Source organism: Moorena sp. (genome assembly GCF_982860115.1).
The window spans coordinates 1-24819 of the sequence record NZ_CEYLVT010000037.1 but is presented as its reverse complement, the minus strand read 5'-3'; the positions used below and the strand labels follow the sequence as shown (position 1 = coordinate 24819).

At 42.9% G+C, this 24819-nt stretch carries 17 protein-coding genes; 8 read left to right on the top strand and 9 right to left on the bottom strand.

Annotated features, from left to right (window positions below):
* The first annotated feature begins 132 nt into the window (after window positions 1-132).
* Entirely contained in the window at window positions 133-609 is a 477-nt protein-coding gene (locus AC4II3_RS09100) for a MerR family transcriptional regulator (RefSeq protein ID WP_488010838.1), read from the top strand.
* A 29-nt stretch (window positions 610-638) separates the two neighbouring features.
* On the opposite strand, the gene AC4II3_RS09095 is transcribed toward AC4II3_RS09100, so the two are convergent.
* The 3 genes from AC4II3_RS09095 to AC4II3_RS09085 all read right to left on the bottom strand — a co-directional run bounded on the left by AC4II3_RS09095 (window position 639) and on the right by AC4II3_RS09085 (window position 2061).
* On the bottom strand, window positions 639-1037 hold the full coding sequence (locus tag AC4II3_RS09095) for a four helix bundle protein (protein WP_488010840.1): 399 nt from the start codon (window positions 1035-1037) through the stop codon (window positions 639-641).
* Between the two features lie 120 nt (window positions 1038-1157).
* Window positions 1158-1301 (bottom strand): hypothetical protein, encoded by a 144-nt coding sequence (locus AC4II3_RS09090; protein ID WP_488010842.1) that lies wholly within the window; start codon window positions 1299-1301, stop codon window positions 1158-1160.
* Between the two features lie 154 nt (window positions 1302-1455).
* Complete coding sequence (locus AC4II3_RS09085) at window positions 1456-2061, bottom strand: hypothetical protein (protein ID WP_488010844.1); 606 nt, start codon at window positions 2059-2061, stop codon at window positions 1456-1458.
* Window positions 2062-2376: 315 nt separating this feature from the next.
* Here AC4II3_RS09085 and AC4II3_RS09080 point away from each other — a divergent pair, with 315 nt between their 5' ends.
* From AC4II3_RS09080 to AC4II3_RS09070, 3 genes are all read left to right on the top strand, one after another.
* The gene (locus AC4II3_RS09080) at window positions 2377-2691 is read left to right on the top strand and encodes a DUF433 domain-containing protein (protein ID WP_488010846.1); all 315 of its coding nucleotides are present in this window, start codon (window positions 2377-2379) and stop codon (window positions 2689-2691) included.
* Between the two features lie 399 nt (window positions 2692-3090).
* Window positions 3091-4965, top strand: a complete 1875-nt coding sequence (locus AC4II3_RS09075; protein WP_488010850.1) for an alpha-amylase family glycosyl hydrolase — start codon at window positions 3091-3093, stop codon at window positions 4963-4965.
* A gap of 964 nt (window positions 4966-5929) precedes the next feature.
* Window positions 5930-7564, top strand: a complete 1635-nt coding sequence (locus AC4II3_RS09070) for a dynamin family protein (protein WP_488010851.1) — start codon at window positions 5930-5932, stop codon at window positions 7562-7564.
* Between the two features lie 261 nt (window positions 7565-7825).
* Here AC4II3_RS09070 and AC4II3_RS09065 read toward each other — a convergent pair whose 3' ends face one another.
* Together AC4II3_RS09065 and AC4II3_RS09060 are read right to left on the bottom strand one after the other, a co-directional pair.
* Complete coding sequence (locus AC4II3_RS09065) at window positions 7826-8671, bottom strand: class I SAM-dependent methyltransferase (RefSeq protein ID WP_488010853.1); 846 nt, start codon at window positions 8669-8671, stop codon at window positions 7826-7828.
* 108 nt (window positions 8672-8779) lie between these two features.
* Window positions 8780-11452, bottom strand: a complete 2673-nt coding sequence (locus AC4II3_RS09060; RefSeq protein WP_488010855.1) for an ABC transporter substrate-binding protein — start codon at window positions 11450-11452, stop codon at window positions 8780-8782.
* A 427-nt stretch (window positions 11453-11879) separates the two neighbouring features.
* Between AC4II3_RS09060 and AC4II3_RS09055 the strand changes: the two genes are divergently transcribed.
* Entirely contained in the window at window positions 11880-13412 is a 1533-nt protein-coding gene (locus AC4II3_RS09055) for a TIGR04222 domain-containing membrane protein (RefSeq protein WP_488010857.1), read from the top strand.
* A gap of 103 nt (window positions 13413-13515) precedes the next feature.
* On the opposite strand, the gene AC4II3_RS09050 is transcribed toward AC4II3_RS09055, so the two are convergent.
* The 3 genes from AC4II3_RS09050 to AC4II3_RS09040 form a co-directional block, all read right to left on the bottom strand.
* Window positions 13516-16194, bottom strand: coding sequence for an ABC transporter substrate-binding protein (locus AC4II3_RS09050; RefSeq protein ID WP_488010859.1), 2679 nt, complete (start codon window positions 16192-16194; stop codon window positions 13516-13518).
* A gap of 45 nt (window positions 16195-16239) precedes the next feature.
* Complete coding sequence (locus AC4II3_RS09045) at window positions 16240-17142, bottom strand: DUF1822 family protein (protein ID WP_490722805.1); 903 nt, start codon at window positions 17140-17142, stop codon at window positions 16240-16242.
* Window positions 17143-17277: 135 nt separating this feature from the next.
* Window positions 17278-17919: a sigma-70 family RNA polymerase sigma factor gene (locus AC4II3_RS09040; RefSeq protein WP_488010863.1), complete on the bottom strand. Its 642-nt coding sequence runs from the start codon at window positions 17917-17919 to the stop codon at window positions 17278-17280.
* 1058 nt (window positions 17920-18977) lie between these two features.
* Here AC4II3_RS09040 and AC4II3_RS09035 point away from each other — a divergent pair.
* Complete coding sequence (locus tag AC4II3_RS09035; protein WP_488015879.1) at window positions 18978-19850, top strand: hypothetical protein; 873 nt, start codon at window positions 18978-18980, stop codon at window positions 19848-19850.
* Between the two features lie 314 nt (window positions 19851-20164).
* Here AC4II3_RS09035 and AC4II3_RS09030 read toward each other — a convergent pair whose 3' ends face one another.
* Window positions 20165-20719 carry a metal-independent carbonic anhydrase family protein gene (locus AC4II3_RS09030; protein ID WP_488015881.1) on the bottom strand — a complete coding sequence of 185 codons (555 nt, stop codon included), beginning with the start codon at window positions 20717-20719 and terminating at the stop codon, window positions 20165-20167.
* A gap of 907 nt (window positions 20720-21626) precedes the next feature.
* Between AC4II3_RS09030 and AC4II3_RS09025 the strand changes: the two genes are divergently transcribed.
* The gene (locus AC4II3_RS09025; RefSeq protein WP_488015878.1) at window positions 21627-22466 is read left to right on the top strand and encodes an SDR family oxidoreductase; all 840 of its coding nucleotides are present in this window, start codon (window positions 21627-21629) and stop codon (window positions 22464-22466) included.
* 750 nt (window positions 22467-23216) lie between these two features.
* Complete coding sequence (locus AC4II3_RS09020) at window positions 23217-24692, top strand: hypothetical protein (protein ID WP_488015876.1); 1476 nt, start codon at window positions 23217-23219, stop codon at window positions 24690-24692.
* Window positions 24693-24819: the final 127 nt, after the last annotated feature.

Sequence of the window (24819 nt, the reverse complement as noted above, 5' to 3'; positions counted from 1 at the left end):
TCTCAATTCTTAATTCTCAATTCTTAATTCTTAATTCTTAATTCTTCATTCTCAATTCTTAATTCTTAATTCTCAATTCCCATTTTATCTATTATAATAGTAGTATCGGAATAGTTATGAGGAAGTCCGCTGATGAACAAGTGTATTGGTACTACTGAAGCCGCATCTTTATTAGGAATTTCGTCTCGGCGATTGCGCCAACTCCTAGAGAAGGGTAGGGTCAGGGGTGCTTATAAAAGTGGGAAATTCTGGATTATTCCTCTGTTCAACCATTTGCCACAAATTACCAAAGGTAGCCGTGGACCGAAGGGCAAATGGCGCACTAGTCGTCCCCCGGCTTTAGCTAAGATTAATGTCAACCGCAATCACATTGGCTCGAATATGAAGAAAAGCCCCAAAGACCGGAAGCCAGTGATTTCAGTAAAACGAAAGGGCACCAATCTCTACGGCAACGAAGTTGAAATCCTCGGTCCTTGTAAGATTGTCTATCAGCCAGATCATCCCCTCGATTGTGGCGCTCGTCTGTGGATTGACCTACGGTCACGCTACGCGAACGAAACTTTTAGTGATATTCACTTCATTGGTGGCAGTTTCCCCGCTACTAACTGAGATAGGGAGATGGGGAGATGGGGAGAATTTTAAGGTTTTTTTAGTAACCACTTGTCTGAGTCATTCACCATTTTGACTATACTGCCTAAAATCTCGTTATATTGATTTGAGAGTTCTTTGCCAATATCAAGATCTAGATAATTGCATTTAACTGCAAATTTCAACCACACTTGAGTTTCTGCTGCCTCTGCTTCTGCATCGTTGAGCCTAGCACAAAAAGAACCTTGATATCTTCTTCTGCGCCAAGCCTCTGCCAAGTTAGCACATACTGAACGAGAAGAGCGTCGGATTTGATCAGTTAAAGCGTATCTTTCTTCAATTGGGAAACGTTTAGAGAGTTCAAATATCTTCATGGCAGCCTTAAAAGCCTTTTGATACACTTCTAAATCTTCATGATTATTGATCAATTTAGGTGTTTTTGAACTCATCCCTAACTCTCTATTTTCTTAACTCCCAATCTCTTGATAGTTTAATGTTGACATCAGGAATATACCAGCAGCAATAGTAAACCCTCGCAAAGGGCTGGGCAAGATTTGTTTACATAAGGGTCACCCAGTCAGGAGTCGGGAGTCGTGAGTCGGGAGTCGGGAGTCGGGAATCGGTAGGTCTTGGAGGGAACCACCACTCGCGCTTTGCATCAAGACAATAAAAAGACCATAAAAATATAGCGCTAGCTTGTAAAATTCTGTCAATTTCAAACACCTTAATGGGTAGTGCCATACTTACTAGCCGCTTTGTAAAAAACCTACCCTTGTAAGCCAAACCTCCCCCATCTCCCCATCTCCCCATCTTCCCATCTCCCCATTAATTATGGGTATTCAACCAGAATTGATCTAAGTCCTAATCCTATTCCACCATCTGCACCAATTTCCCGAGAATAGGTTCGATAGGAGGGAGCAAATATTCCGCGAGGTCGAGGGTTACTGTTTTTTCCTCCAATTTCATAAATCGCCATAGAGTCCCAGTGGTTACGGCACCGTAAACCGTTGCGACGTTACCATTATTCTGGTGTTGGTTAAACCGAGCAGCTGCTACCATCGCGGCCATACACTGTCCTAATCCCCCTTTCAGGTCTTCTTTTTTGGCTTCGATAATAATGGCTACCGGGGCTTTAACAAATAACTGTTCCGGTGACAGACTAATAATAAAATCACAGCTACCATTTAATCCCACTTCTGGGTCAACATTAAACTCTTCCCCAGAAAACAAGCTAACCTGGTATTGATGGAATTCTCTAACGGCGAGTAATACTGGACATATCAAGAGTTCTGATCGCGCTTTTTCCGTATTCAATGCGATCGCTAGTTGGTAATTTTGGGTGATAAATTCCGCTAAATAAGGACTAGGAGAAATTATGCGATCGCTATCGCTTTCAAAAATATTCCCTTGTTCGATTAAGGTTAAGTCAAAATCATTGACTACTTTTTGAATTGTAAATTGACTGTAAGACATGATATCGATAAGGGATTAGGGAGTAGGGAAGTTAGAAGTTAGAAGTTAGAAGTTAGAAGTTAGAAGTTAGAAGTTGGAGTAGGGAATCGGGAATCGGGAATTGGGGGAAAATATTGTGTACTTGATTACTATGAAAAACGGGCTTATTGCCTTTTTTGACTATTTTTTTAACTATTTCCTGACATGCTATACTTTGAATGCGATTCGGGCAAAGCCCGACGCTGCGCGAAAGCAAACAGACCGCAAAGTGTGCTATTCAGTAACAATGCTACCGTAAGGTAATGCCTCTTTCAGTGACGTTTATGAATTCTCCCAATGGCAACTATTCCAACAATCTCAGAACATATTGAAATTACTCCGGGGGTTTGTGGCGGGAAACCTCGGATTGCCGGACATCGGATTCGAGTTCAAGATATTGTGATCTGGCACGAAACCATGGGAATGTCACCGGATGAAATTCTCTATCACCATCCTACCATTACCCTGTCAGATGTCTATGCAGCACTGGTTTACTACCACGACCATAAAGAGGAAATCAGACAGGATATTGAGGCTGGGGAAGCCTTTGTAGAAGCGGTACAAGCTCAAACACCGTCTCTATTGCAGCAAAAACTTCAGAATCGGCAATGACCAAAATCCGATTTCATTTGGATGAAAGTGTTAGCAATGCCATCTCTGAAGGTTTGCGTTTAATTTCTGTAAGTTCCCTTGGTCAATCGCCTCGCGACCATTCAAAATTATCAATTCAAAATTCAGCAACACCATTCAATTTTGTTATTCCTACTCCCTCGGTGCGCTTGACCCGTAATTAAATTCGCCACGAGTCGCACCGCTCCCAACTCCCGACTCCCGATTCCCGACTCCCGATTCCCGACTCCCGACTCCCGATTCCAAATTCTAAATTCTAAATTCTAAATTCTAAATTCTAAATTCTAACTTCCCCACTCCCACTAATCTTTTGCGGAATATAATTATCTACTGGTGTATACCGTTAAAGAAACGAACATCGATTCACCAAAGGTTTCCATCGTGTCCACTCCAGTTGAACCATGCTCTCCCCAAACCCTCGCTGAGGCTAACCTGCAACCGAGGGGCAATGTTTATCCCAGTCCCATGACTTGGCGAGACCAGATTCTATACTTTCTGCTACCTGACCGATTCAGTGATGGGTTAGAAGCAGAACGGAAAAAATTTGACCGTAGTAACCCAAACCAATTTAAAGCCAAACATAAAGGTGACTGGATGAACCAGGGAAAACGGTTTCAAGGGGGTACCCTCAAGGGAATCGAGAGTAAATTGGACTACTTGAAACAATTAGGTGTCACTACCCTTTGGATTGGTCCAGTTTGGCGACAACGGATTGAACTAGACACCTATCACGGCTACGGGATTCAAAATTTCCTAGAGGTTGACCCCCGATTTGGCAGCCGTCAGGATTTACGGGATTTAGTGGATGCTGCCCATGATCGGGAAATGTATGTGATCTTAGACATCATTTATAACCACAGTGGGAATAACTTTTTCTACAAAGACGAGAATGATAATCCTCATACTACCCTTCCCTACCGTTTTGAACCCCCCTATCCATTTCATAGTTGGCGTTCTGGCACTGGTAATACTATTCCCCAAATTACTACAGAAAGTGATGGGGTATGGCCTCAAGAATTTCAAAACATGGATTGGTACACTCGTGCTGGTCATATTAACGAATGGGGTGCAGACCCTTGGGAAGACAAACTGCATCCGGATCTAGAATTTCGCCGAGGGGATTTCTTTGATTTAAAAGACATTAATGTCGCTAAACCGGAAGTCTTAGCAGGGATTATTAAAATCTATCAATACTGGATTGCCCTAAGTGACTGCGACGGATTTCGCATTGATACCGTTAAGCATATTCCTTGGGAAGTTTCCCGTAGTTTTTGTGGTGCTATCCGGGAATATGCGGAATCGATTGGTAAGGAAAACATCCTACTGGTGGGAGAAGTAACCGATGGGGCTCATATGTCCCGCAACTACCTGGAAGTATTTGGTCGCAACTTGGATGCTGTGCTTGATATTGGGGAACCCACAAAGCGATTAGCACAGATGGTAAAAGGATTAACACCGCCAAGGGAGTTTTTTGGTCAATTTGAGGATCATAATATCCTTGGTAGCCACCGGGAAACGGGACGGTATCATGTTTCGATCTTAGATGACCATGATATGGTCGGACGCGATCGCAAGCATCGGTTTGCTGCTAATAACTCTATTCCTAGTAAATACCAGCAAATAGCCCATGCGGTAGGGGTGCAACTGACCACGTTGGGTATACCCTGTATCTATTACGGTACTGAACAAGCATTTGATGGCACAGAAAACCGCCATGACCCTAGTGTTGAAGCAATCAATGAGTATGGCAACATTTCCAATAGCGATCGCTATATTCGTGAATCGATGTTTGGGGGTAGCTTTGGGGCATTTGAAACCAGTGGCTGTCACTTCTTTGACTCAGACCATCCCACTTATCTCAGAATTTCTGCGATCGCAAACCTCCGGAATCGACCAGACCTGATTGGCAAAACCCTGCGTGGCGGTCGTCAATACCTCCGAGAAACCTCCTATCTCGGCAAACCTTTTGCTATTCCTGATGCTGGAGAATTAATTGCTTGGTCAAGGATTCTCTACAATCAAGAAATTCTGGTGGTTTTAAACACCCATGGCACTGAAAACCGTGGTGCATACGTCACCATTGATGCCTCACTACACCCCCACGGGTCAAGCCTTACTCTGCTCTACAACAGTTACTGGAGTAACTCTCAATTACGCCATCCACCCCAGAATCAAACCGTAATGGTTCAACATGACCAGGGTAGGGCAACGGTCAGGATTGACTTACCCCCTAGTGGCATGATGATTTTGGGCTAGGTATTCTACCGAAAATTATCGAATATTATAATTTTTTGATCGGTTTAAGGGGTGAGGTGTTGCACCCCACATTTATTTTGCTATACTGAGATCAAGTAGATACACCCTGATGATCGAGAGAGTCACAAGCACGGCTCTCTATTTTTTTTGAGATAGCTGAAAGGTTCTATTGGTGATTGAAGTCAAGGCTTTCAAGGGTTTCAAGTCAACTACTGGTTGCTGCATGAGTGCCTACGCTTCATCCCAATCATTCAGGCTCAGCAAACTATTAAGTTTTGTAACATTTTGCTTGGTTAGAGGGGTGAGGGGTTGCACCCCACATTTATCTTGCTATACTTAGATTAGTAGATGCACCCTGATGATCGAGAGAGTCACACGAACGGCTCTCTTATTTTTTTTTGAGAGGGCTTAACAGTTCTAATGGTGTTTGAACTCAAGGGTTCCAAGTCAACTACTGGTTGCTGCATGAGTGCCTACGCTTCATCCCAATCATTCAGGCTCAGCAAACTATTAAGTTTTGTAACATTTTGCTTGGTTAGAGGGGTGAGGGGTTGCACCCCACATTTATCTTGCTATACTTAGATTAGTAGATGCACCCTGATGATCGAGAGAGTCACACGAACGGCTCTCTTATTTTTTTTTGAGAGGGCTTAACAGTTCTAATGGTGTTTGAACTCAAGGGTTCCAAGTCAACTGGTGGTTGCGACATGAATCGGTAAGCTTGATCCCAATCATTCAGGCTCAGCAAACTATTAAGTTTTGTAACATTTTGCTGGCTTAAAGGGGTGAGGGGTTGCACCCCACATTTATCTTGCTATACTTAGATCAGTAGATGCACCCTGATGATCGAGAGAGTCACACGAACGGCTCTCTATTTTTTTTAGCTATACTGTTGCTATCGTGCTTAGTGCTGGGTTCAAGTCGAGGAATCGAACCACAGACCAATTAATCAACACCAATTGTCATGGAAGATCAGCACATCTATCAGTCTGTTGTTAATTCTCTTAGGTCTGCTATCGGTCTGCTTGATTTAGAGCAAGACTCACCCTTGCGAAAGGATGTCATTGCCCTGTGCGACCATCTAGAAAATCCCACATTTCGGATTGCTGTCTTTGGTCCGTTTAATTATGGCAAATCCACCTTGCTCAATGCTTTGCTAGGAAAGCGCACTCTGCCCATTGGTCTAATTCCCACTACAGGGGCTGCGATTCATATCCGATATGGAGAAGAATTGCATACTCGAATTACCCTCACTGATGGCACAGAAATTAGTGAAAATAGCACAGAGGTCTTGAAGCGCTATGCTATCCTAGATGAGCAACGGTGTATGCGCTCTGATGTCGCTTCGGTAGAGGTATACTGTCCCCATCCCTTCCTAAAAACTGGTGTAGAATTTCTGGATTTGCCAGGAACAAATGACCGGGAAGCTCAGAATGAATTAGTGCGCGACCAACTGCTAACCGCAGATTTAGTAGTTCAAGTGCTGGATGGTCGCCAGCTGATGACCTTGGGTGAACGGGAAAATCTGAGAGATTGGCTGATAGATAGAGGAATCAAGACTGTTGTTTTTGTGGTCAATTTCCTGAATTTATTGGAACCTGATCAGCAAAAAGAAGTCCAGACTAGGCTACGGTTTGTAGCGGAAAGTTTTCGCTCGGAATTACCGAATACTGTTAGTAACTTGTATCGCGTTGATGCCCTACCGGCTTTGAGAGCTAGATTGAAAGGATTATCTGATCAAGCACACACCACGGGATTGGCGATGTTTGAATCAGCACTGCAAAGTATGGTAGCTGCTCAACGGGAAAAGACAACGGTTCGGCTGGATCGTGTGGATGCGATCGCAAATCAAGTTAAAGCAGCACTACAGTCTAAAATCCAAGTCATCAACTCAGAATTAGAAACTGCCAAAGAGAAGGATCAGGCTAAACTTGAGCTGCAACAAAAAGCTCAAAAATTAATTAAACAAGGATTCCAAGCCGCTGTTTCTGACTTCGAGAGTTGGCTCTATTTGCCCAAACTGTTAGAACGCTATCAATCGAAACTGGTGACAGCACTTCAGCAAGGGGAATTTAGCAGTTGGCAAGCACAATTCCAACAAGACATTGATGGATATGAACAAGCAATCCAAGAATGGGTTGATAAAGCTTGTGAGTTTTTTGAGCATCAGTCCCCTGGTAAGCTAGTTATTTCCATTCCCGATACTCCCCAAGTTATTATACCTGAGCCTCCCGACTCTTCCCAGGAGTTAAAGAAGGTTATCCCAATTGCTCTTTCTACTGGAATCCGTTTGGCTTTAAAAGGTAAAGTGGGCGCAGCTATGGCTGGAGGAGCTAGCTATATCCTCAGTAAAGGGGCAAAAAAAGATAAGTCAGATTCATCCGCTGACTCTTATGACCATCAAGTAGCCCAAGCCTTAAGTGATGCAGCTCAGGATTATCTGACTTGTTTTAGTAATGACGCTTTCTCGATGGTGCGTCAGTATCAAGCCAAGGCAGAGAAAGTGATTAGTTTGCCAACAAATCAACAACCACAGGATACCAGCAGCCAGGTTTATCAGCTACAGTTATTAAATAGTGTTTTGGAAAGATTGAATTAAGAATTAAGAATTTAGAATTAAGAATGTAGGGTGCGTTAGGGGAGGGCTCGCCCTAATTTTCCACTTCGTAGCCAGCGTTGGGATAGCCCGCCCCGTAACGCACCACCAATATAATGTAGAATTTAGAATTTAGAATTAAGAATTAAAAATTAAGAATTAAGTGCGTAGGGTGCGTTAGGGGAGGGCTCGCCCTAATTTTCCACTTCGTAGCCAGCGTTGGGATAGCCCGCCCCGTAACGCACCACCAATATAATGTAGAATTTAGAATTTAGAATTAGAATTTTCAAGCTTTTTACGTCCGGTTACAAAAAATGTAGTAATATCATTCCAAATACCTTTGTCCGTGACTAAAGCATTAATTTCGGCCACATAGTCAGCCTTAGCTTGTTCTAATTGTTTTGGCTCTAGTTGCTGCAATGGCCAGCACAGGGGATGTTTTAAGCTACCATCCCAGGTGCCTTCTACGTCACTTATAGTAATGTAGCTGCCCAATTGATCCTGCTTAATTTTAATATCGTCAAAGCCTGCTGCTGTGAGCAACGAGTAGCATTTTTCTTCATCTCCGGTGACATCGCTAAATATCAATGAAACTCCGTACCTTTGGGCAACGTTCTGGAGAACAAAGCCAGTAGTAAAAGCAGTGTTGGCAAAGACACATAAGCCAATTAAGCCTCCTGGTACCAGAAAACGTTTCCATAAGCGTAAATCAGCAGGAACGTTAGTCATTAAAGGCAGGGCTGAACAACATAACACTCTGTCGAAACTGTTGTCAGGAAAGTTTAGGGTCTCAGCATCAGCTTCGATTAGCTCAATAGTAGTCAACCCTGCTGCAGCGATCTTGCGTTGAGCTTGATTGAGCAAACCCCTAGAAATATCTACTCCCACCACTCGACCATCCTCACCAACTCGTTTTGCTGCTTCAATAGCAACTAAGCCAGTTCCCGTAGCAATGTCCAAGATTTTTTGTCCAGGTCTGATATCAACATGTTCGATTAGACAATTAGCAAGCCGAGGATGGAAATCCCCCTTATCGTAAGAATTGCTCCTGCTATCATAAATAGTAGCAATTTCTTGTTTGAACTCACTTAGCTCAAGATTATTGCTCATGGGATTTTGTGTCTTTATACTTGATGTTAGCGTAAGCTATCAGCTGTCAGCTGTCAGCCGTGCGCGTAGCGCTTAAGCTGATTGCTGATAACTGATTGCTGATTGCTTTTAATCACAAGAAGAATAATCAAGGGGCACAAAGGCTAAACCAAAAAAGTCGTTGGGACAAGGCACGATATGAACTAATTCTCCAGAAGGATTCTTGCGATGACCGTTGGATGTAAACTCAATGGTTCCTGTTGCGCCATCGGCACTAAAACCAGGACTTGCTAATGTTTTCTGGATACCCTTACGTGTCGGTTTCTTTGACATTTCTAACGCCTTAATCAACGTACGAGTGGCATCATAGGTGGTAGCTGTGGTGGGATTGACTGGTCCATGCCACAATTCCCTAGTGTCTTGAGTAAATTTTTGGTTAGGACTGCTCCGGGGATGCCAGGGAACAAATAAAACTACTTTCTCCAATAGCTTTAAATCTCTGATGCTTAGAGTCTGGGGACTGTAGAGAACCCATTCCCCTACTATCAAATTACGACCGTTGTTAGTTTTGATTAACTCAATGGAATTCTTCAAAGCATCAGTGATTTGAGCATCTGGGAATAACACCAAGGGGGTTTCCCCATATTTCCTTACTTCCTTTAGGGCTTTGTTGGCGTTGAAGTTACTTTTGGATAAATCATACTCTTGGACTTTTATGATTCTTCCTCCCTTGGTTTCAAATTTTTGTTTGAAGTTCCGCAAACTATCGCTACTAAATGGGCTTTGAGGAGTGTAAAAAACTGCCGCTTGGCGTTGACCTATATTAAGTAGGTGCTCAACTAAACTATCAGTTTTGTCTTCAGTAGTAGGTACAGTCCGAAATAAAAAATTTCGAGGGTTAGTTGTGAATTCTGTTGTCATGGCATAGGGAGCAATCAATACCAGCTTCCCATTTTGATAAGTATCTACAGCGGCAAGAGTTGTTTCACTAGTCCAGTGACCGATGACTCCTAGAATACTCGATTGCTTCACCAATAAGCTTGCTCTTGCTTTCGCCTCCTCTTCACGATTGGCATCATCAGCAATTACGACTCTGAGTCCAATCCTATTATTAATCCCTTTAGGGTAAGGCCGTTGGCCACGCTTCGCGATCAGGAAATCTTTACCTGGAAATTGCTGAATCAGTTCGTTATTGTCTTCAAAGAGTCCCAAATTAACTTCCGTTTGAGCTTGGGCAATTCCTCGCAGAATTTCTTTAGCACCATTGGCATCTTTTTCTGATTGATTCGGGGTGTCAATCATGGGAATTGTAACAGCTATTGTATAATAGTTTTTTCCTTCAGCTTCCAGTAGCGCATTATTCAAGTAAATTAAGGTTTCCGGATCGGCTCCATCCTGTTGCCAGGATTGTTTAAGTAACTCAAAAGCTGTTTTATAGTTATCTTTTGTCCAAAAGCAATTACGAACTTTTTCCCTCGTTTCTTGACGCCAAATTCCTAAATAATTTCTGAATGGCTCCTGACACTTGGCTAGTAACTTCACACCCCGTTGCTTGAAGTATGGTGCAGAGGTTGTATCCAGTATTTCCTCTCCAGAACTAATCTTGTCTCCTAGTGGGTTAGGCTCTGTGGCAATTTTGTAAATTCCGTAAATGCTAAGGATCGCAACAGTTCCTAACGCTAATTTAATCAAAATTTCAACTAATGATCCTAACACTGGCCAACGCCAAGGTTTTGCTTTAGGATGGTGATAAATTACCGGTAACCAGGTGGCGTAGGGTAATTTTTTCTCTAATCGATTCTCTAGATAATGCAGTCTTTTTCGTGCTAGTTTAACTGCCTTATGGAGAGACTTTCCTTGAGAAAATTCTTCCAGAAAGAACCTGAGAAAGGTCTGGGCAACTTCATCGGGCACTGGCTCTTTCATAATAATCGCTTGTGGCATTTGTAATTTAGCTAGAGCATTGGCTAAACCTAAGCCATCACAGCTATTAAATATCGCTAGCTTCAAGCCGTTTTTAATGGCTTGCTTGAGAGCTGGCATTAACTCATTAATGATAATACTGTCTTCCTGATTAATATAAATTCGACCGGTTTCATCATTACATTCGCTAGAACTATGACCAGCAAAAAACAGAATATCCCAGCCCTCTTTTTCCCAAAGTTTTTGGTCTAACTCCTTTCGTGTCGGTTCTACTAGAAAGCAGGAGGATGAGTCTAAGCTAGAGACTTGCTGCCAATAGTTGCGGTCGGTTTCGATATCAATTCCGTCACTGTTACCAAGAATGGCTAATAGTCTGACTCGATTTCTCAGTTTAGTTTCTGGAGTTGGCTGGTATTCCAAGGGAATTAAACTAAATTCAACGGAGTCATGATTATTTTCCCATACATCCCAGAGGTGCCATGGTAATCGTTGAAGCTGAGGATTATCGGTCTGAATCAATACCCGAATATCGCGATGACGGCTTAACTCAGTTGTTAATTGATTTCTGATCTGGTCAAAGCCATCCGATTTAGAATTCAGCCATTGGTTAATAGTGTTCCTTAACTCGTCAACCAATTGATCACAGGATTTAACCGAAGAGATGTACACTCCAATGGGAGTTAAGCGCGGCTTTCGGTAAAAATACTCTAAAGTACGATATCCTTTCTGCCAATCGGTGTATAGTTGATAAATTTCGGGGTTTGGAGCCAACCGACTCATAATTTTTCCTTCAGCTGACTCTTGTGTTCCCCATGCCAAAGTGACTCGAATTCCACTATCTAGGTCACCATCTAGTGTTAGAATAATAACTCTATTCATTTCTATTGATTGCCGTATTTTGGTAGATTGCCAGATCCAATAAGCTACAGGAGTCTCCTTGACTCTGATTGACTTACGAAAATTTGCATGCTGATGATTAGCGCTGTTACTCCCTCAGGATTTACTAGGAATTTTAATCCTAAGAATTGTGAGTCAAGCAGCGCTTTGAGTTATGGGGGTATGGGATTCAGGCAACTAGCATACTTTCTAGTATATGGACTATACCATATTTTTGAAATTATCCAGAAATATTTAAACTATCTTCACATTTATTTGAACAAAATCGCGACGCATTCCCCCACCTGGGCGTAGGCCACGCTACGCGATCGCAAAATCAAAACACCTTTGCATAAAACCTTATTTTTGGGCTGAATATAAATATATGGGTAGATTCAGGTAACTAGCATTGTACAAGAAAAGACAAACAATGATGAACCTTCAACAAACCCAATTCTATCAACGCCTTCAGGCATTTTCTTTAGATGACCCTGAGGCCAAATTTCCCTTTAGCAAGCGACTAGCTCGGGAAAATCACTGGAGTCTTAACTACACTCAGCGGGTAATTGATGAATACAAGAAATTTGCGTTTCTAGCAGTAGTAGCTGACCATCCCGTCTCCCCTTCTGACCCAGTGGATCAAGTGTGGCATCTACACTTAACCTATACCCATTCTTACTGGAATGAATTTTGCCCAAACATTCTACAAACCCCCTTTCATCATCTGCCTAGTGGTGGTGGTGCCAGTGAAAAGTTGAAATTCGACGATTGGTACAGTAAAACCCTAGCCAGCTATCACTATTTCTTTGGGGAAGCGCCACCAGTAGATATTTGGGCACCTGCTGATCTTCATGTTAGTCAGCATGTAAATTTTGTGCGGGTAAACCCTCAGCAGCACTGGATTTTACCTAAACTTAATTTGCCTAAAGTTAGTTTACCTAAGGTTAGTTTAAACTCACTCCCCAACTTCAGCCTCAACCAATACGCGATTGTTTTCCTATTGTTCGTTTTGACAGTAACAATCACAGGTTGTGAATCATTAGCCTTAGTCAATAACGCAAATCCACTTAATTTTACAGGACTATTATTTCTCGGGTTTTATCTAGTTCTAGTAAGTGCTGCGGTAGTCTTAGCCTACAGTTTACGCTGGTATTTACGACAACCAGCTTCCGATGCTGAGGGGACATCCGTCTCTCTCGATCCCTATGAGACAGCCTATTTAGTTGATGGTCAACAGCGAGCTGTCGATACAGCCATCGTTAACCTTGTGCAGGAGCAACATTTAAAACCTGTGCCCGAAGACCGAAGGCTAGAATTAGTGAATCCTTTGGTTTACAAAAATGATCCCCTTGAGTTGAAAATTGACATTGGTGCTAGAACTGGTCAGACTATAACTCAAATTAGAGCATCCGCTGCATCCGCTACAGAGCACATACGCGATCGCTTAACCGATCTCAATCTCTTACTGACAGAAGACCAAGCCAAATCAGCCCAGCAATATCCCGCACTCCCTCTGTTTGCTGTCTTGCTCCTAGGAATCAGCAAGATTATCGTAGGCATTTCGCGACATAAGCCAGTCGGTTTCCTGATGATACTGTGCCTCATGATAGCAATCATGGGTTTGTTCTTTCTGGTTGAACCATTAAACCGTAGTGGTTACGGCGATACTGTATTAGACAACCTAAGAGCTACCCATGGGATGCTACAAAATCCTAAAGACAATTCTCAACTAGCCCTGGCATTTGCTCTATTTGGTAGTACAGTTTTGAGCGAATATGGTCTACAAAACTTGCGAAAGCTATTTAATCCTCCCAGCAATTCTGGTAATAGCAGTAGCAGTAGCGGTGGCTGCGGTGGCGGTGGCTGCGGTGGTGGTGGCTGCAGTAGCGGTGGCAGTAGCTGTGGTGGCGGTAGCAGCTGTGGTGGTGGCTGCGGTGGTGGCTGCGGTGGCTGCGGTGGCTAAAGGGTTATAGAAATACCTGTCATGCCGTTTACAAATTCAAAAGACGAAGCGATGCACTGATGTCTTGGGGAGCCAGTTGCTCCCCGCACCTCCCACACTTCCCTTACTCTTGCTTTTGGTAATCACAAGAAGAATACTCAAGGGGCACAAACTCTAACCCATACTCCTGGTTAGGACAAGGCACCACATGGACTAAGGTTCGTGAGGGATTCTTCCGATTACCGTTAGACGGTTCAAACTCAATGTTTCCCGTTACCCCCTCCGCACTAAAATCATCACTTCTCAAGGTTTCCTGCATACCACGACGTGTGGGATTCTTCTGTTTTTCGATAGCCGTAATCAACCCACGAGTTGCATCATAAACTAAAGCATACAAGGCAGTTAAGGAATTAGATTTTCCCCATAAGGTTTGAGCATCTTGATTAACTTGCGGGTTAGCAGTGTTTACTTGATGCCAGGGAACAGATACCACAAGGTTCTCGAATAGATCGGGATTTTCAAGTGCTAATGTTTTTGGCCTGGCTAGTGCCCAGGAACCTACTATCACATTACGACCATTGTTTTCCTTGATCATATCGATAGCATTAGTGAAAGCATCGGTGACTTGACCATCGGGAATTAAAACAATAGCTGTGTCCTGAGTTTGTCGGATTTCCTCTATGGCTTGCTTAGCATCAAAGTTCGGTTTAGATATATCATCGTGTTTGATATGGACAAGTTCTCCTCCTTGGTTAGTAAAGTGCTGTTTAAATTCCTGCCAGAACGAGTGAGTGAATGGACTTTCTGGATTATAAAAACCCGCCGCTTTTTGGTAACCATTTTCAACCAAATAATCAACCAAAGATTGGGCTTCGATTTTAGCGCTAGCTACCGTCCGTGAGAAAAAGTCCCTAGGGTGCTCTGTTAATTCTTCCGTTGTGGAGCCATAGGAGATTAACACTAGCTTATTCCTGTTATAAATATCCACAGTTGGTATAGTCATATCACTAGCATAGTGACCAACTACCCCTAAGATATCCCGTTCCTTGACTAGTGCTTTTGCCCTTTGGATCGCTTCTGAGGGGATATTGGCATCATCAGCAATAATAACTTTGAGACCATTACCCTTGATCGATTTACCGTTTATAACATCCTTATCCTGAAAAAGGTCCAAGTTAACTTCTGTTTGAGCGTGAGCTATTCCTCGAAGAATTTCTTGAGCTAGCTCCCGATTTTTGACAGAGCCATCCTTGTTCCTAACGATGGGAACCGCCACCGCAATGGTGTAGTAATCGGATTTAGTAGCCTCTAAGAGGGCATTATTCAGATAAATTAACGTTTCTGGGTGTTTGTCTTCCTCTTGCCAGGATTTAGAGAAGAAATTAACAGCTTCTTGATAGTTAGTCTTGCTCCACCAACATTTCTGCCATCGTTGCCAAGTTTTTTGACTAAAAATGGCGAAGTTATCTCTCCAGGGAGTCTGACATGCTGCCATAAATTCAACACCCCGTTGCTTAAAACGTTGAGCAGAGGTTGTATCCAGTATCTCTTCCCCAGAACTAATATTATCTCCTAGCTTGTTAGGTTCTATGGCAAGTTGATAAATGCCGTAAATGCCAACGAGCGCAACAGTAGCTAAGGCTAATTTTATCAAACGGTTTACAGATGGTGCTTCCTCTATAGGTGTTGCAGTTTCTTCCAATGATTCTGACACTGGCCAACACCAAGGTTTTGCTGTAGGGTGCTGATAAATCACCGGTAACCAAGTAGCGTAGGGTAATTTATGTTGTATCGATTCCAGTCTTTGCCTAGCTACTCTGACTGCTTGCTCCAGGGGTTTTCCTTTGGTAAATTCTGTCAGAAAGAACTCCAAGAACTTATGAGCAACCTGATCAGGAATCGGCTCCTTCATAATAATAACTTGTGGAATTTGTAGCTCAGCCAGGGCATTACCTAAGCCTAACCCATCACAGCTATTAAAAATGGCTAACTTCAAGCCATTGTTAATCGCCGTTTTTAGGGCATATTTTAACTCATCAATGGTTAAGCTATCGGTGTCATTAATATAAATCCGACCCGTCATCCGGTCTCTTTTTCTCTCGCTAGAACTATGACCCGCAAAAAAGAGGATATGCCATCCAAGGGCATCCCGCAGGGAAGCTTCTAACTGCTCTCGTGTAGGCTTGACCAGAAACTCAAGTAACGAGTCTTTACCAATTAATTGCTGCAAGTGTTGTTTATCTTTGTCAATATCAATTCCCTTACTGTTACCGAGAATCGCTAATACTCTGACCTGATCATTAGGAGGCTTTGCTGTAATTGTCTCGTACTCTAGAGGACTTAAGGTAATTTCAACCGAGTCATGATCCTTCCAACAATCCCAGAGGTGCCATGGGAGTCGCTGAAGCTGAGGATTATCGGTCTGAATCATCACCCTAGTATGGGTATTCGTATCTGTATTGCTTCTCAACTGTGCTGCTAATTTATCCCTGATCCGGCGAAAGCCATGATTAGAGTTAAGCCATTGGTTAAGACTTTTGTTCAACTCATCAGCAAATTTATCACATTCTTGTTTAGAAGAGCGGTATATTTTTCTGTGCTTTAAGCGCGGATTTCGGTAAATATACTCTAAATTACGATATCGTTGCTGCCAACTACTGTAAAGGTGAGCAATGTCGGGATTGGGTGCTAACTGAGTAGTAAGTCTACCCTCAGCTAACTGACCTTGAGGTCTCCATTCAAAGATGATCCAAATGTCACGTTCAAGGTCACCAATAAGTCTTAACACAACTACGTTATTCATGATGGTATTCCTTTAGGGTTTAACGAGATTATATATACCATGGAACTAGACAACAAAATACTCAGTGAAGCTAGCATCGCCTAAGGCTATTTTTAGGGTAAACTCTTCTTGGCGTTCACCAATAAAACCATTGCTGATAATAGTATCATTAATACCAGCAGATACTTCCGAAAAAGTTTCTCCTGATTCATCAATCACCATCAGCTTGAGACCAAGGGGGAGATGCTCAATTTCTCGAGCATGAAGTTGTATCTCTATATCAATCTCTTGCTCAGATTCTTGAGTGACAGTAACTACTAAATCCATGGGGTAACTAACCACTTTGGTATCCAAAGTGATGGATTTAGCTGCTGTAATTCTAGCTCTCCTAAAACGAAAAGCTGGCTGGGGTGCTGAGGGAGATTTTTGGGTTTTAACCCTTTGCCAACCTTTGTCACAAATCTGGTTAAACCATTGGCTCAAGCTTACACATTGGCTGAGGGTTTCGATATGTTCCAGGAAATCTTCCAGAGACCCTAACTCAGATAGAGGTAACTCCTGAGTGCTTGCGGTTTTACTAAATCCTAGTAGGGTTGCTTCTGTAAGAGATTCGTTTAGTTGTACAGCCATATAACCAATCCGATTGTTCCAGACAACAGGGGGAATATTAATAACTTGGGATTGAGGTAGCACAGGTAGACACTCTAGTTTCCCGAGATTGTTGAGATATAAATCTGCTATATCTCCCAGAGTTGGAATCACTGGAGTCAAGCTATAACTCTTGGACAAATCTGTATCAATTCCCATACACTGACAGTAAAAATTCATAGCATAGACAGCCAAGGTATTGAGATAAACTTGTTTGCCTTGATCAGGATTAGATTGCTGCCTCCGGAACTTTTCTGCCAAGCGATGGGCTGAAGGGGTTAGGGCAACTTTGAAGGTTAACTTTTCTTGTGTATTGTTCATAGTATTGTTGATATAGCAAAGGGAGCAGGGAGCAGGGAGCAGGGAGTAGGGAGCAGGTAATAGATAATAGGTAAAAAAAATCTGCACCTCATAGCTATAATAAACGCTATATTTGATGGGTAGTCACAAAAATCTTTAATTCAAATAGTCTTTGAACTGGCGGGGTAATTTTTTTAAACAACGGTTGTGAAATCCACTCAGAGTCTTCAGGGAAATTCCTAAAGCCGATTCTAAGTCTTTCCAAGAGTATCCTTCAATGCGTTTAAGAGCCAAAAATTGAAAATTGGCTTCAGGATGATTAGTGACGTAGGTTTCTTTAAAAATACCATCAGGGTCGGATTCTATCCAGGCGATGAGTTCACTTGACAAAAGAGGATTGTTTTGATGGTATTTTAGCTGATCCAGCTCATCGATAGACCCTCGTTTGATAGAAGAATCTTCTGGAAAAACAGCTAGAGTTCCTAAAATCGAGTTAACCGCATCAGGAAAACGTTTTTTAAGCAGAAAGTTAACCCATTGTAAGACTTCCCCTTTGTTGGGGTCATACTTATCAATATTTTGGCAGATGTAAAGAAAGACTCGATTACAAGCTTCATCATAAATTTCTTCATAAAACCCGATAAATTGACCACGATGGGGACGACATAGCTGACCAGATTCCCGAATTGCTTTGACCAATTTGGTTAAGGCTATTTGTCGCATCCTTGTCTTAGGAGGATAGTCTTGGGCTTCTGTAGCTAGCTGTCTGAGTTTTTCGTCTTGCTGTTGATTCCACACTTGAGTTTTACCAGGTATCTATAGGGAACAGGGAACAGGGAAAAGTAGGAGAGAGCTCCGAGGATTTTTTGGTATTATGATAATATGGAATTAGCTTTGATAAGCTATTTAGTTTTCTGTTTATCAGCTATCAGCCATCACCAGTAAATGGGCAACGGATGGAATAACGGATGTAACGGATGGGAGTATCATCCTTGATCCTTGATCCTTGATCCTTCGATATAGTTCTCTGGCTTAAGCTTAGGGTTTTCTGCCAAATCCCGTTAATTGTTACAAAAGTTAATATCGCGCTTTATTGATGGGATTGCGCTTCATAGCAAACTCCTTTTTTTAGTACTTTTGTACTATATTTGCCGTTAGTTTTGTCAAAAGCTAGTGGACCGACACATCATTAATGGTGCAATAAGCGTAGGTTGGGTTGAAGAATGAAACCCAACACCAGTAACGCTTTGTTGGGTTTCCCTTTAGCTCTACCCAACAAACATTTTTAGGTGTGCCACGCCACTAGTGTAAATTAAAGGTCCGATGGTTATTGGCGAATCACAATCAACCATGCTCCGTAATTCTTCGAGATCTCATACATTAGGCAAACCCGATTGCAAACATTGCTTTGCCACCATGTATATATAAGTTCTCAGCTGACGACATCAGAAACTGGCCAAGCAAAGAATGCTTAAGGCTTCAAGGATTTTGATGTCGTAATTTTATGTCAGTCTTTGTTTAGACTATCAAAGCATCGGCCTAAATCCTTTGTAATCTATCGGTGCCCGCCACCGTGAGCTAAATCTGGATCAGCTTCACAGAAGAGAGTGGCAAGAGAGGAAGGAGGGGGAATAAATTTGGGTGTACTTAATCCCACTGTTAACCCCTATATTAACATTTCCGAAGGCAAAAACAAAAAGCTAAAAAGCATATATAAAAATCAAAAGTAGCAATTCCCAATTCCCAATTTCTAATTAATAATTCCCAATTTCCAATTTCCAATTTTATTTTGACTATTGGATATTGCTAGCAATCTAAACCATCGTCAACCCTATAGCTTTAGAGCTCTTAATTCCATGTTTACCTCAACTCTTGCCAAAGTCGGAGCAGTTTTTGCCACTGCTTCTGCTGTGATGCTAGGTTACACTTCCAACGCACAAGCTGAAATGTTGTTTGACCGGGGACTACCCACAGAAAATCTCAATACTATTTCTGAAGCAAACCGCAGTAATATCCGGTGGGCTACAGATGCCGAAAACCTGGGCTTCTATGGTGATGATTTCACTATCGGCAATGTAGGAGAGACTTTTGTTATCGATACCATCCGCACTTGGATGGTACCTGGTATTACGGGTATTGGTGACCCAGACAACTTGGGGGATTGGTTTGAGAGCTTTACTCTGTTGACAGGTCTTGCCGCTGAGGATGATATTTCTCCCTTCGCCAGTGCAACGTTAGACCCTAACAGTAACGTGACGATTAACCCAAATGTTACCATCACCCAAGTCCCTTACCCGGATGCTGCTGGCTCGACATACGATAACTTTGGTGATTTCGTCAATATTTGGCAAGTGGATTTCAACAATCTCAACTGGACTATCGAAGGCGGTACAACCTATAACTTCGGCGTGCGGGGTGTTGGTCGTGAGATCCCTGATTTCGGTATTTTCTATCCCTGGTTTAACCATGCTTCCAACGCAGCATTGAGTGGTTCGCCCCAGGATGGCGCTGACAATCGTTACTTGCAGTTTGATAGCTCAGGTAACTTCGTTGATATCGTCGATACCAATGGTAACGTCTGGGACAAGTCTTCGGATATTAATGTGCAGATTTTTGGCGAAGCGACTCGTAAGACTTCTGTACCAGAACCAGCTTCTGTATTAGCTTTACTGGCGTTTATTACGTTTTTGAGCGCAGATTCACCAAAGAAGCAAGAGAAATCAAAGTAACCATTTAGCCTCATGGGATCAGCTAACCTAAAAAAAAATCCCCTACCGAGGTGAGAGGTAGGGGAGCAAGGTATTGTCTTGAACGCAGACTGAGAGCTAGTAACTTGTGTCTAGAGCTTGTGTGTCTAGAGCTTGTGTGTCTAGAGCTTGTGTCTAGTTACTTGTTTTTGGACAAAAACAGACTAAGCAATACTTTAATTACAATACTGTTTGCTCTGTTTGTGTCGCCAAAATGGCTCCAATTAAAAAAAAAGGGAGCTTCGGAGTAGGGAGCTGACGTGCGATCGCGTAGCGTGACCTACGGTCAATCGCCCTTATTTTGCTTGATACGGCAGAGATGAATGGTGCAGATTGATTTTCAGATCACCGTTTTCATCGCGAACATAACCAAAAGAGTATTCTACCTTGATCTCGCTACCGTCTGTTTTGGTGAAAAAATACTCACCCATCGACATGGCTGTATCGCAGTTGGTAATAATTCCTTCATTCTCAAAGCGCACTTTGTTATAGGGCGCAAGAGCAAAACCTTTATCTTCGCTGATGCTGCCGCCGACAAAATAAGACAAAGCCTCTTTCTCCTTGCCTCTGAACGGATCATCGCTGGCCAGTGTTGGTTTGAACAAAACCGTACTAATATCATAAGCATAAAGTCTGTCAAGAGTACTTTGTGCTTCTGCTTCTGGGTTTTCTGCCTTGCCAATGGCGACAATGGCTTTGCCCCAGCTTTCCTGTGCAGCTAGAACATCGTTTGTTGTGACAGGATTGTTGCATGGCGCAGCCTGTACCCTTGGCGTACCTATAAGGTTCGTGCAACCAGTTATTGTGGTTACTGTGGATAGGATTAAAAGTGCAGAGAAATATGGTTTCATGGTCATCTTTTTATTTTATAACACTAGGCGTAAATGTCAGTACAGGACAAAAGTTGCCAAGAGAGCAGCGTGGGCGTAGCGCAATCGGTGCTTTTGAATAAAATAAGCTGTTAGCGCAGCGTGAGCTTTAGCTCACGGCTGTTCCCTTAGCTTGGTCTACGGCCAACGGCTGACAGCACCTCAAGTAGCCTGAGCCAAAAGCTCACTGCTGTTCGCGCAGCGTGCGCGTAGCGCATATGCCGACGTTACAGATTTCGCGATCAAGCTGCTGAATCCAGATTCAGCTGTTTTAGCGATCTCAACCCCGTAGCAATACCACAAATACTCTACCACCATTCCTCTCACATAATCCCAAATAATTGGGGTAAGTCGCTGATTTGAACTCTCCTCGACTTGAAACGTTGAGGATTTTGGGCTGATGGTGTGCAACCTTTGGGTAATCGCTGTTAGTTGACGAAAGCTTATACTACCACAGCAACTTATGTATTTTACATTACATTTACAATTCTTTACATTTAGGCTAAAATTGATATAATAATACAGATTGTGTACATGTGATCTAGATCAGGAGCAATATCTATAGGGAAATCAAAAGCTGTTTAGGATTGAGCCAAAACTGTTATATGGTCATAACCTCTGGGAATTCTATTAGAAAGTCCTAGACAGATTGATCTGAGGTTTCTAAATCCGGAACCAACAGCTCAACCGTTGAAGTCAAGCATAGGCAAGACGCTTACTGTCCAAACCTAGACTCAGGGTTGCTCGGTATTGAGTAATTCTCACTACTGAACACTCAATCTATACTCACTATACTCACTACTCAATACTCCTCCAACGGATCGGTTTCGGGAGGGGTTTAGACTCGCTTTCTTGAAATTGTTACGGATATCCCTACGGAGTATACCTTATGAATATTACCATTATTGGTTGCGGTTATGTTGGCACAGCTCTAGCAAATTTCTGGCATCACCAGCAGGGTCACCAGGTGACAGCTACCACTACTACCCAAGAACGGGTAGGAAAGCTGAAGGAAGTCGCTTCACAGGTAGTGGTGATGAAAGGGGATGATGCCCAAGGGATGCAGTCAGCACTTATCGATCAGGACACTATTCTCTTGAGTATTGCGCCGATCAGTAATCGGCAAGTTGATGCCAACCTCTACGAAGCTACCTATATCCCCACTGCTAGCAATTTGGTAGCAGCTTTAGCAGATAATCCCACCGTGAAGCAGGTAATTTACCTAAGTAGTTGCGCCGTCTACGGTAACCAAGAGGGGGCATGGGTAGATGAAAATTCTCCTATCGTTCCAGCCAACGACCATGGTCGGGTTTTGTCTTTGACAGAACATATTTTATTAGGAGCGAGCAGTAAAAATTGCAATGTCTGTATCCTGCGCCTTGGGGGGATTTATGGTCCCGGTCGTGAGTTAAGCAAGCGGTTTGAGCGACTGGCTGGCACGACGCTTCCTGGCAGTGGCGATAACTTTATCAATTGGATTCACCGAGACGACATTGTTCAGGCCGTGGATTTTGCCCGACAAAATCGCTCCCAAGGTATCTACAACCTAGTTAACGACCTCAAACTCACGACGCGGGAGCTGACTGATCAAATATGCGATCGCTACAATCTCCCCAAAGTGTTATGGGATTCTTCACAACCTAACTTCCGAACCAATAACGCCCGGGTAGATAATCAGAAGTTGAAAGTTGCTGGTTATGAGTTGATTCATGCCGAAACCTTGATTTAAGCAACGCTTAAGAATGTGAACTAGAATCTAGAAGCTGATTGCGGTGAGGCGCACGACCCAATAGATCATAAAAACCAAGATCTCCCCATCTCCCCGCGCCTCGCACACCTCCCACCCTCCCTTGTCTTTCCCAATTCCCGATTCCCGATTCCCTATTCCCTATTCCCTACTCCCAAGCCCTATATCTCTCCTCAAACTATTTTTTATAACAACTTTATTCATTTCAATATTTAGTAAATTTTTAGTTAAGTAGCTCAATTAGTTCGGATTGATATGTAATACTGTTTTTGGTAAATAAATCAGCCTTCAATCTTAACTAGTTTATTGTTTCAATAACTACCAATTTAAAGTAGCAAAAGAAAAAACACCCAGGCTCAGTTTAGCACTTGATATCTAGTATTTTTATTTGAGACAATTTCCTAGCATTGCTATAAAAATGTATGCAGCAATGTAGCATGCTAGCGCGTTTGGATAATAGGTTTGTGTTTTAAAACCTCCGGGTGCCCTTTCCGTAGGCGAATGTCACAAGAGGATCCAAGCAGTTTTTGGTGCCAATAAAAATTAGCATTAGCTTTCATGATCGATTTGATTTTGGTAGATCGCCTTGACTGTTGATTAACTACAGAATCCTTCAGGGGTCTGTCAACAAAAAAGCAGATCAACCCAACATCAATAAACTGACACAGGACGATTAGAACTATTGTCCCAGAGCAAGCAGCGTGTTGACTTTGAACGAATTAGATAAATATTATGACTATTCCCAACAATCAATTCTGGACTCAAACCTTATTTCCTTTCGGAGGCAATGAAGCCTTTGACCGCTTCGGCACTAGCTTAATTGGAGGGGATTTCAATGGTGATGGTCGGGGCGACTTGGCTATAGGCACACCCAACGAAGATGTTGGTGGGGACATTAACACAGGTAAAGTCAATGCAGGTAAAGTCAATGTCCTGCAAGGATCTTCAACAGGCTTAACTAGCATTGGTAGTCAATTGTGGGAGCAGGACAATCTTGCTGGCAGTTCAACTGAAGCTTACGATCGCTTCGGAGATACCCTGATCTCAGGGGACTTTAATGGCGATGGTTACGATGACTTAGCTGTAGGCACGCCTGACGAGGATTGGGGATCGATTAAAGATACTGGCATAGTTAACATTATCAATGGTTCTTTCTTCGGTCTGACCAGCACTGGTAACAAATTCTTCACCCAGACGGCCTTTCCTCAGGGGAGTGATGAAGCAGATGACCGCTTTGGTAGCAGTTTAGCTGCCGGAGATTTCGACGGGGATGGCTATGATGACCTGGCTATCGGTGCTGCTTATGAAGATATTGATGGGAACAGTGACGTAGGTAAAGTCAATGTCCTGCAAGGATCTTCAACAGGTTTAACTAGCTTTGGTAGCCAATTGTGGGAGCAAAACAATCTTAGTGGTAGTTCTAATGAAGCTTTCGATCGCTTTGGAGAAACCCTAACCTCAGGGGACTTTAATGGTGATGGTTACGATGACTTAGCTATAGGCACGCCTGACGAGGATTTGGGATCGATTATAGATACTGGCATAGTTAACATTATCAATGGTTCTTTCTTCGGTCTGACCAGCACTGGTAACAAATTCTTCACCCAGACGGCCTTTCCTCAGGGGGGTGATGAAGCAGGTGACCGCTTTGGTAGCAGTTTAGCTGCCGGAGATTTTGATGGGGATGGCTATGATGACCTGGCTATCGGTGCTCCTTATGAAGATTGGATAGGCACTGACGCAGGTAAAGTTAATACCCTCTATGGTTCTGCAACAGGCTTAACTAGCACTGGTAGCCAATTCTGGACTCAAGACGATCTCATTGTCAGCAACTCTGAAGCATTTGACCGCTTCGGAACTACCTTAGCTGTGGGCGACTTTAACAACGACGGTTACGATGACTTAGCAGTGGGAAGTCCCAATGAAGATATCGATTCAATCACTGATGCTGGGGCTGTAAACATTATCTACGGTTCCGTCTTTGGCTTGACTACTACTGGCAACCAGTTCTGGAGCCAAGATAGTTTTGGCGTTAACGATATAGCTGAGGAGTACGATAACTTTGGATCTAGCTTGGCGGTGCAGGACTTCAATGGGGATGGCTACGATGACTTAGCCATAGGAGTTCCTGGTGAAGACCTCGGAGGTATTATCAATTCTGGTGCTACTCAAATCCTCTATGGCTCAGCAATCGGTCTAGTTGTATAGAGCAGCTTGTTTATATAACTAGGGAACAGGGAACAGGGAAAGAGAGGGAAGTGTGGGAGGTGTGGGAGATGTCTCACAGGGGTAGGTTTTTTACATTAGGGTAAAACATGGGGCGACCCAGAGGGAG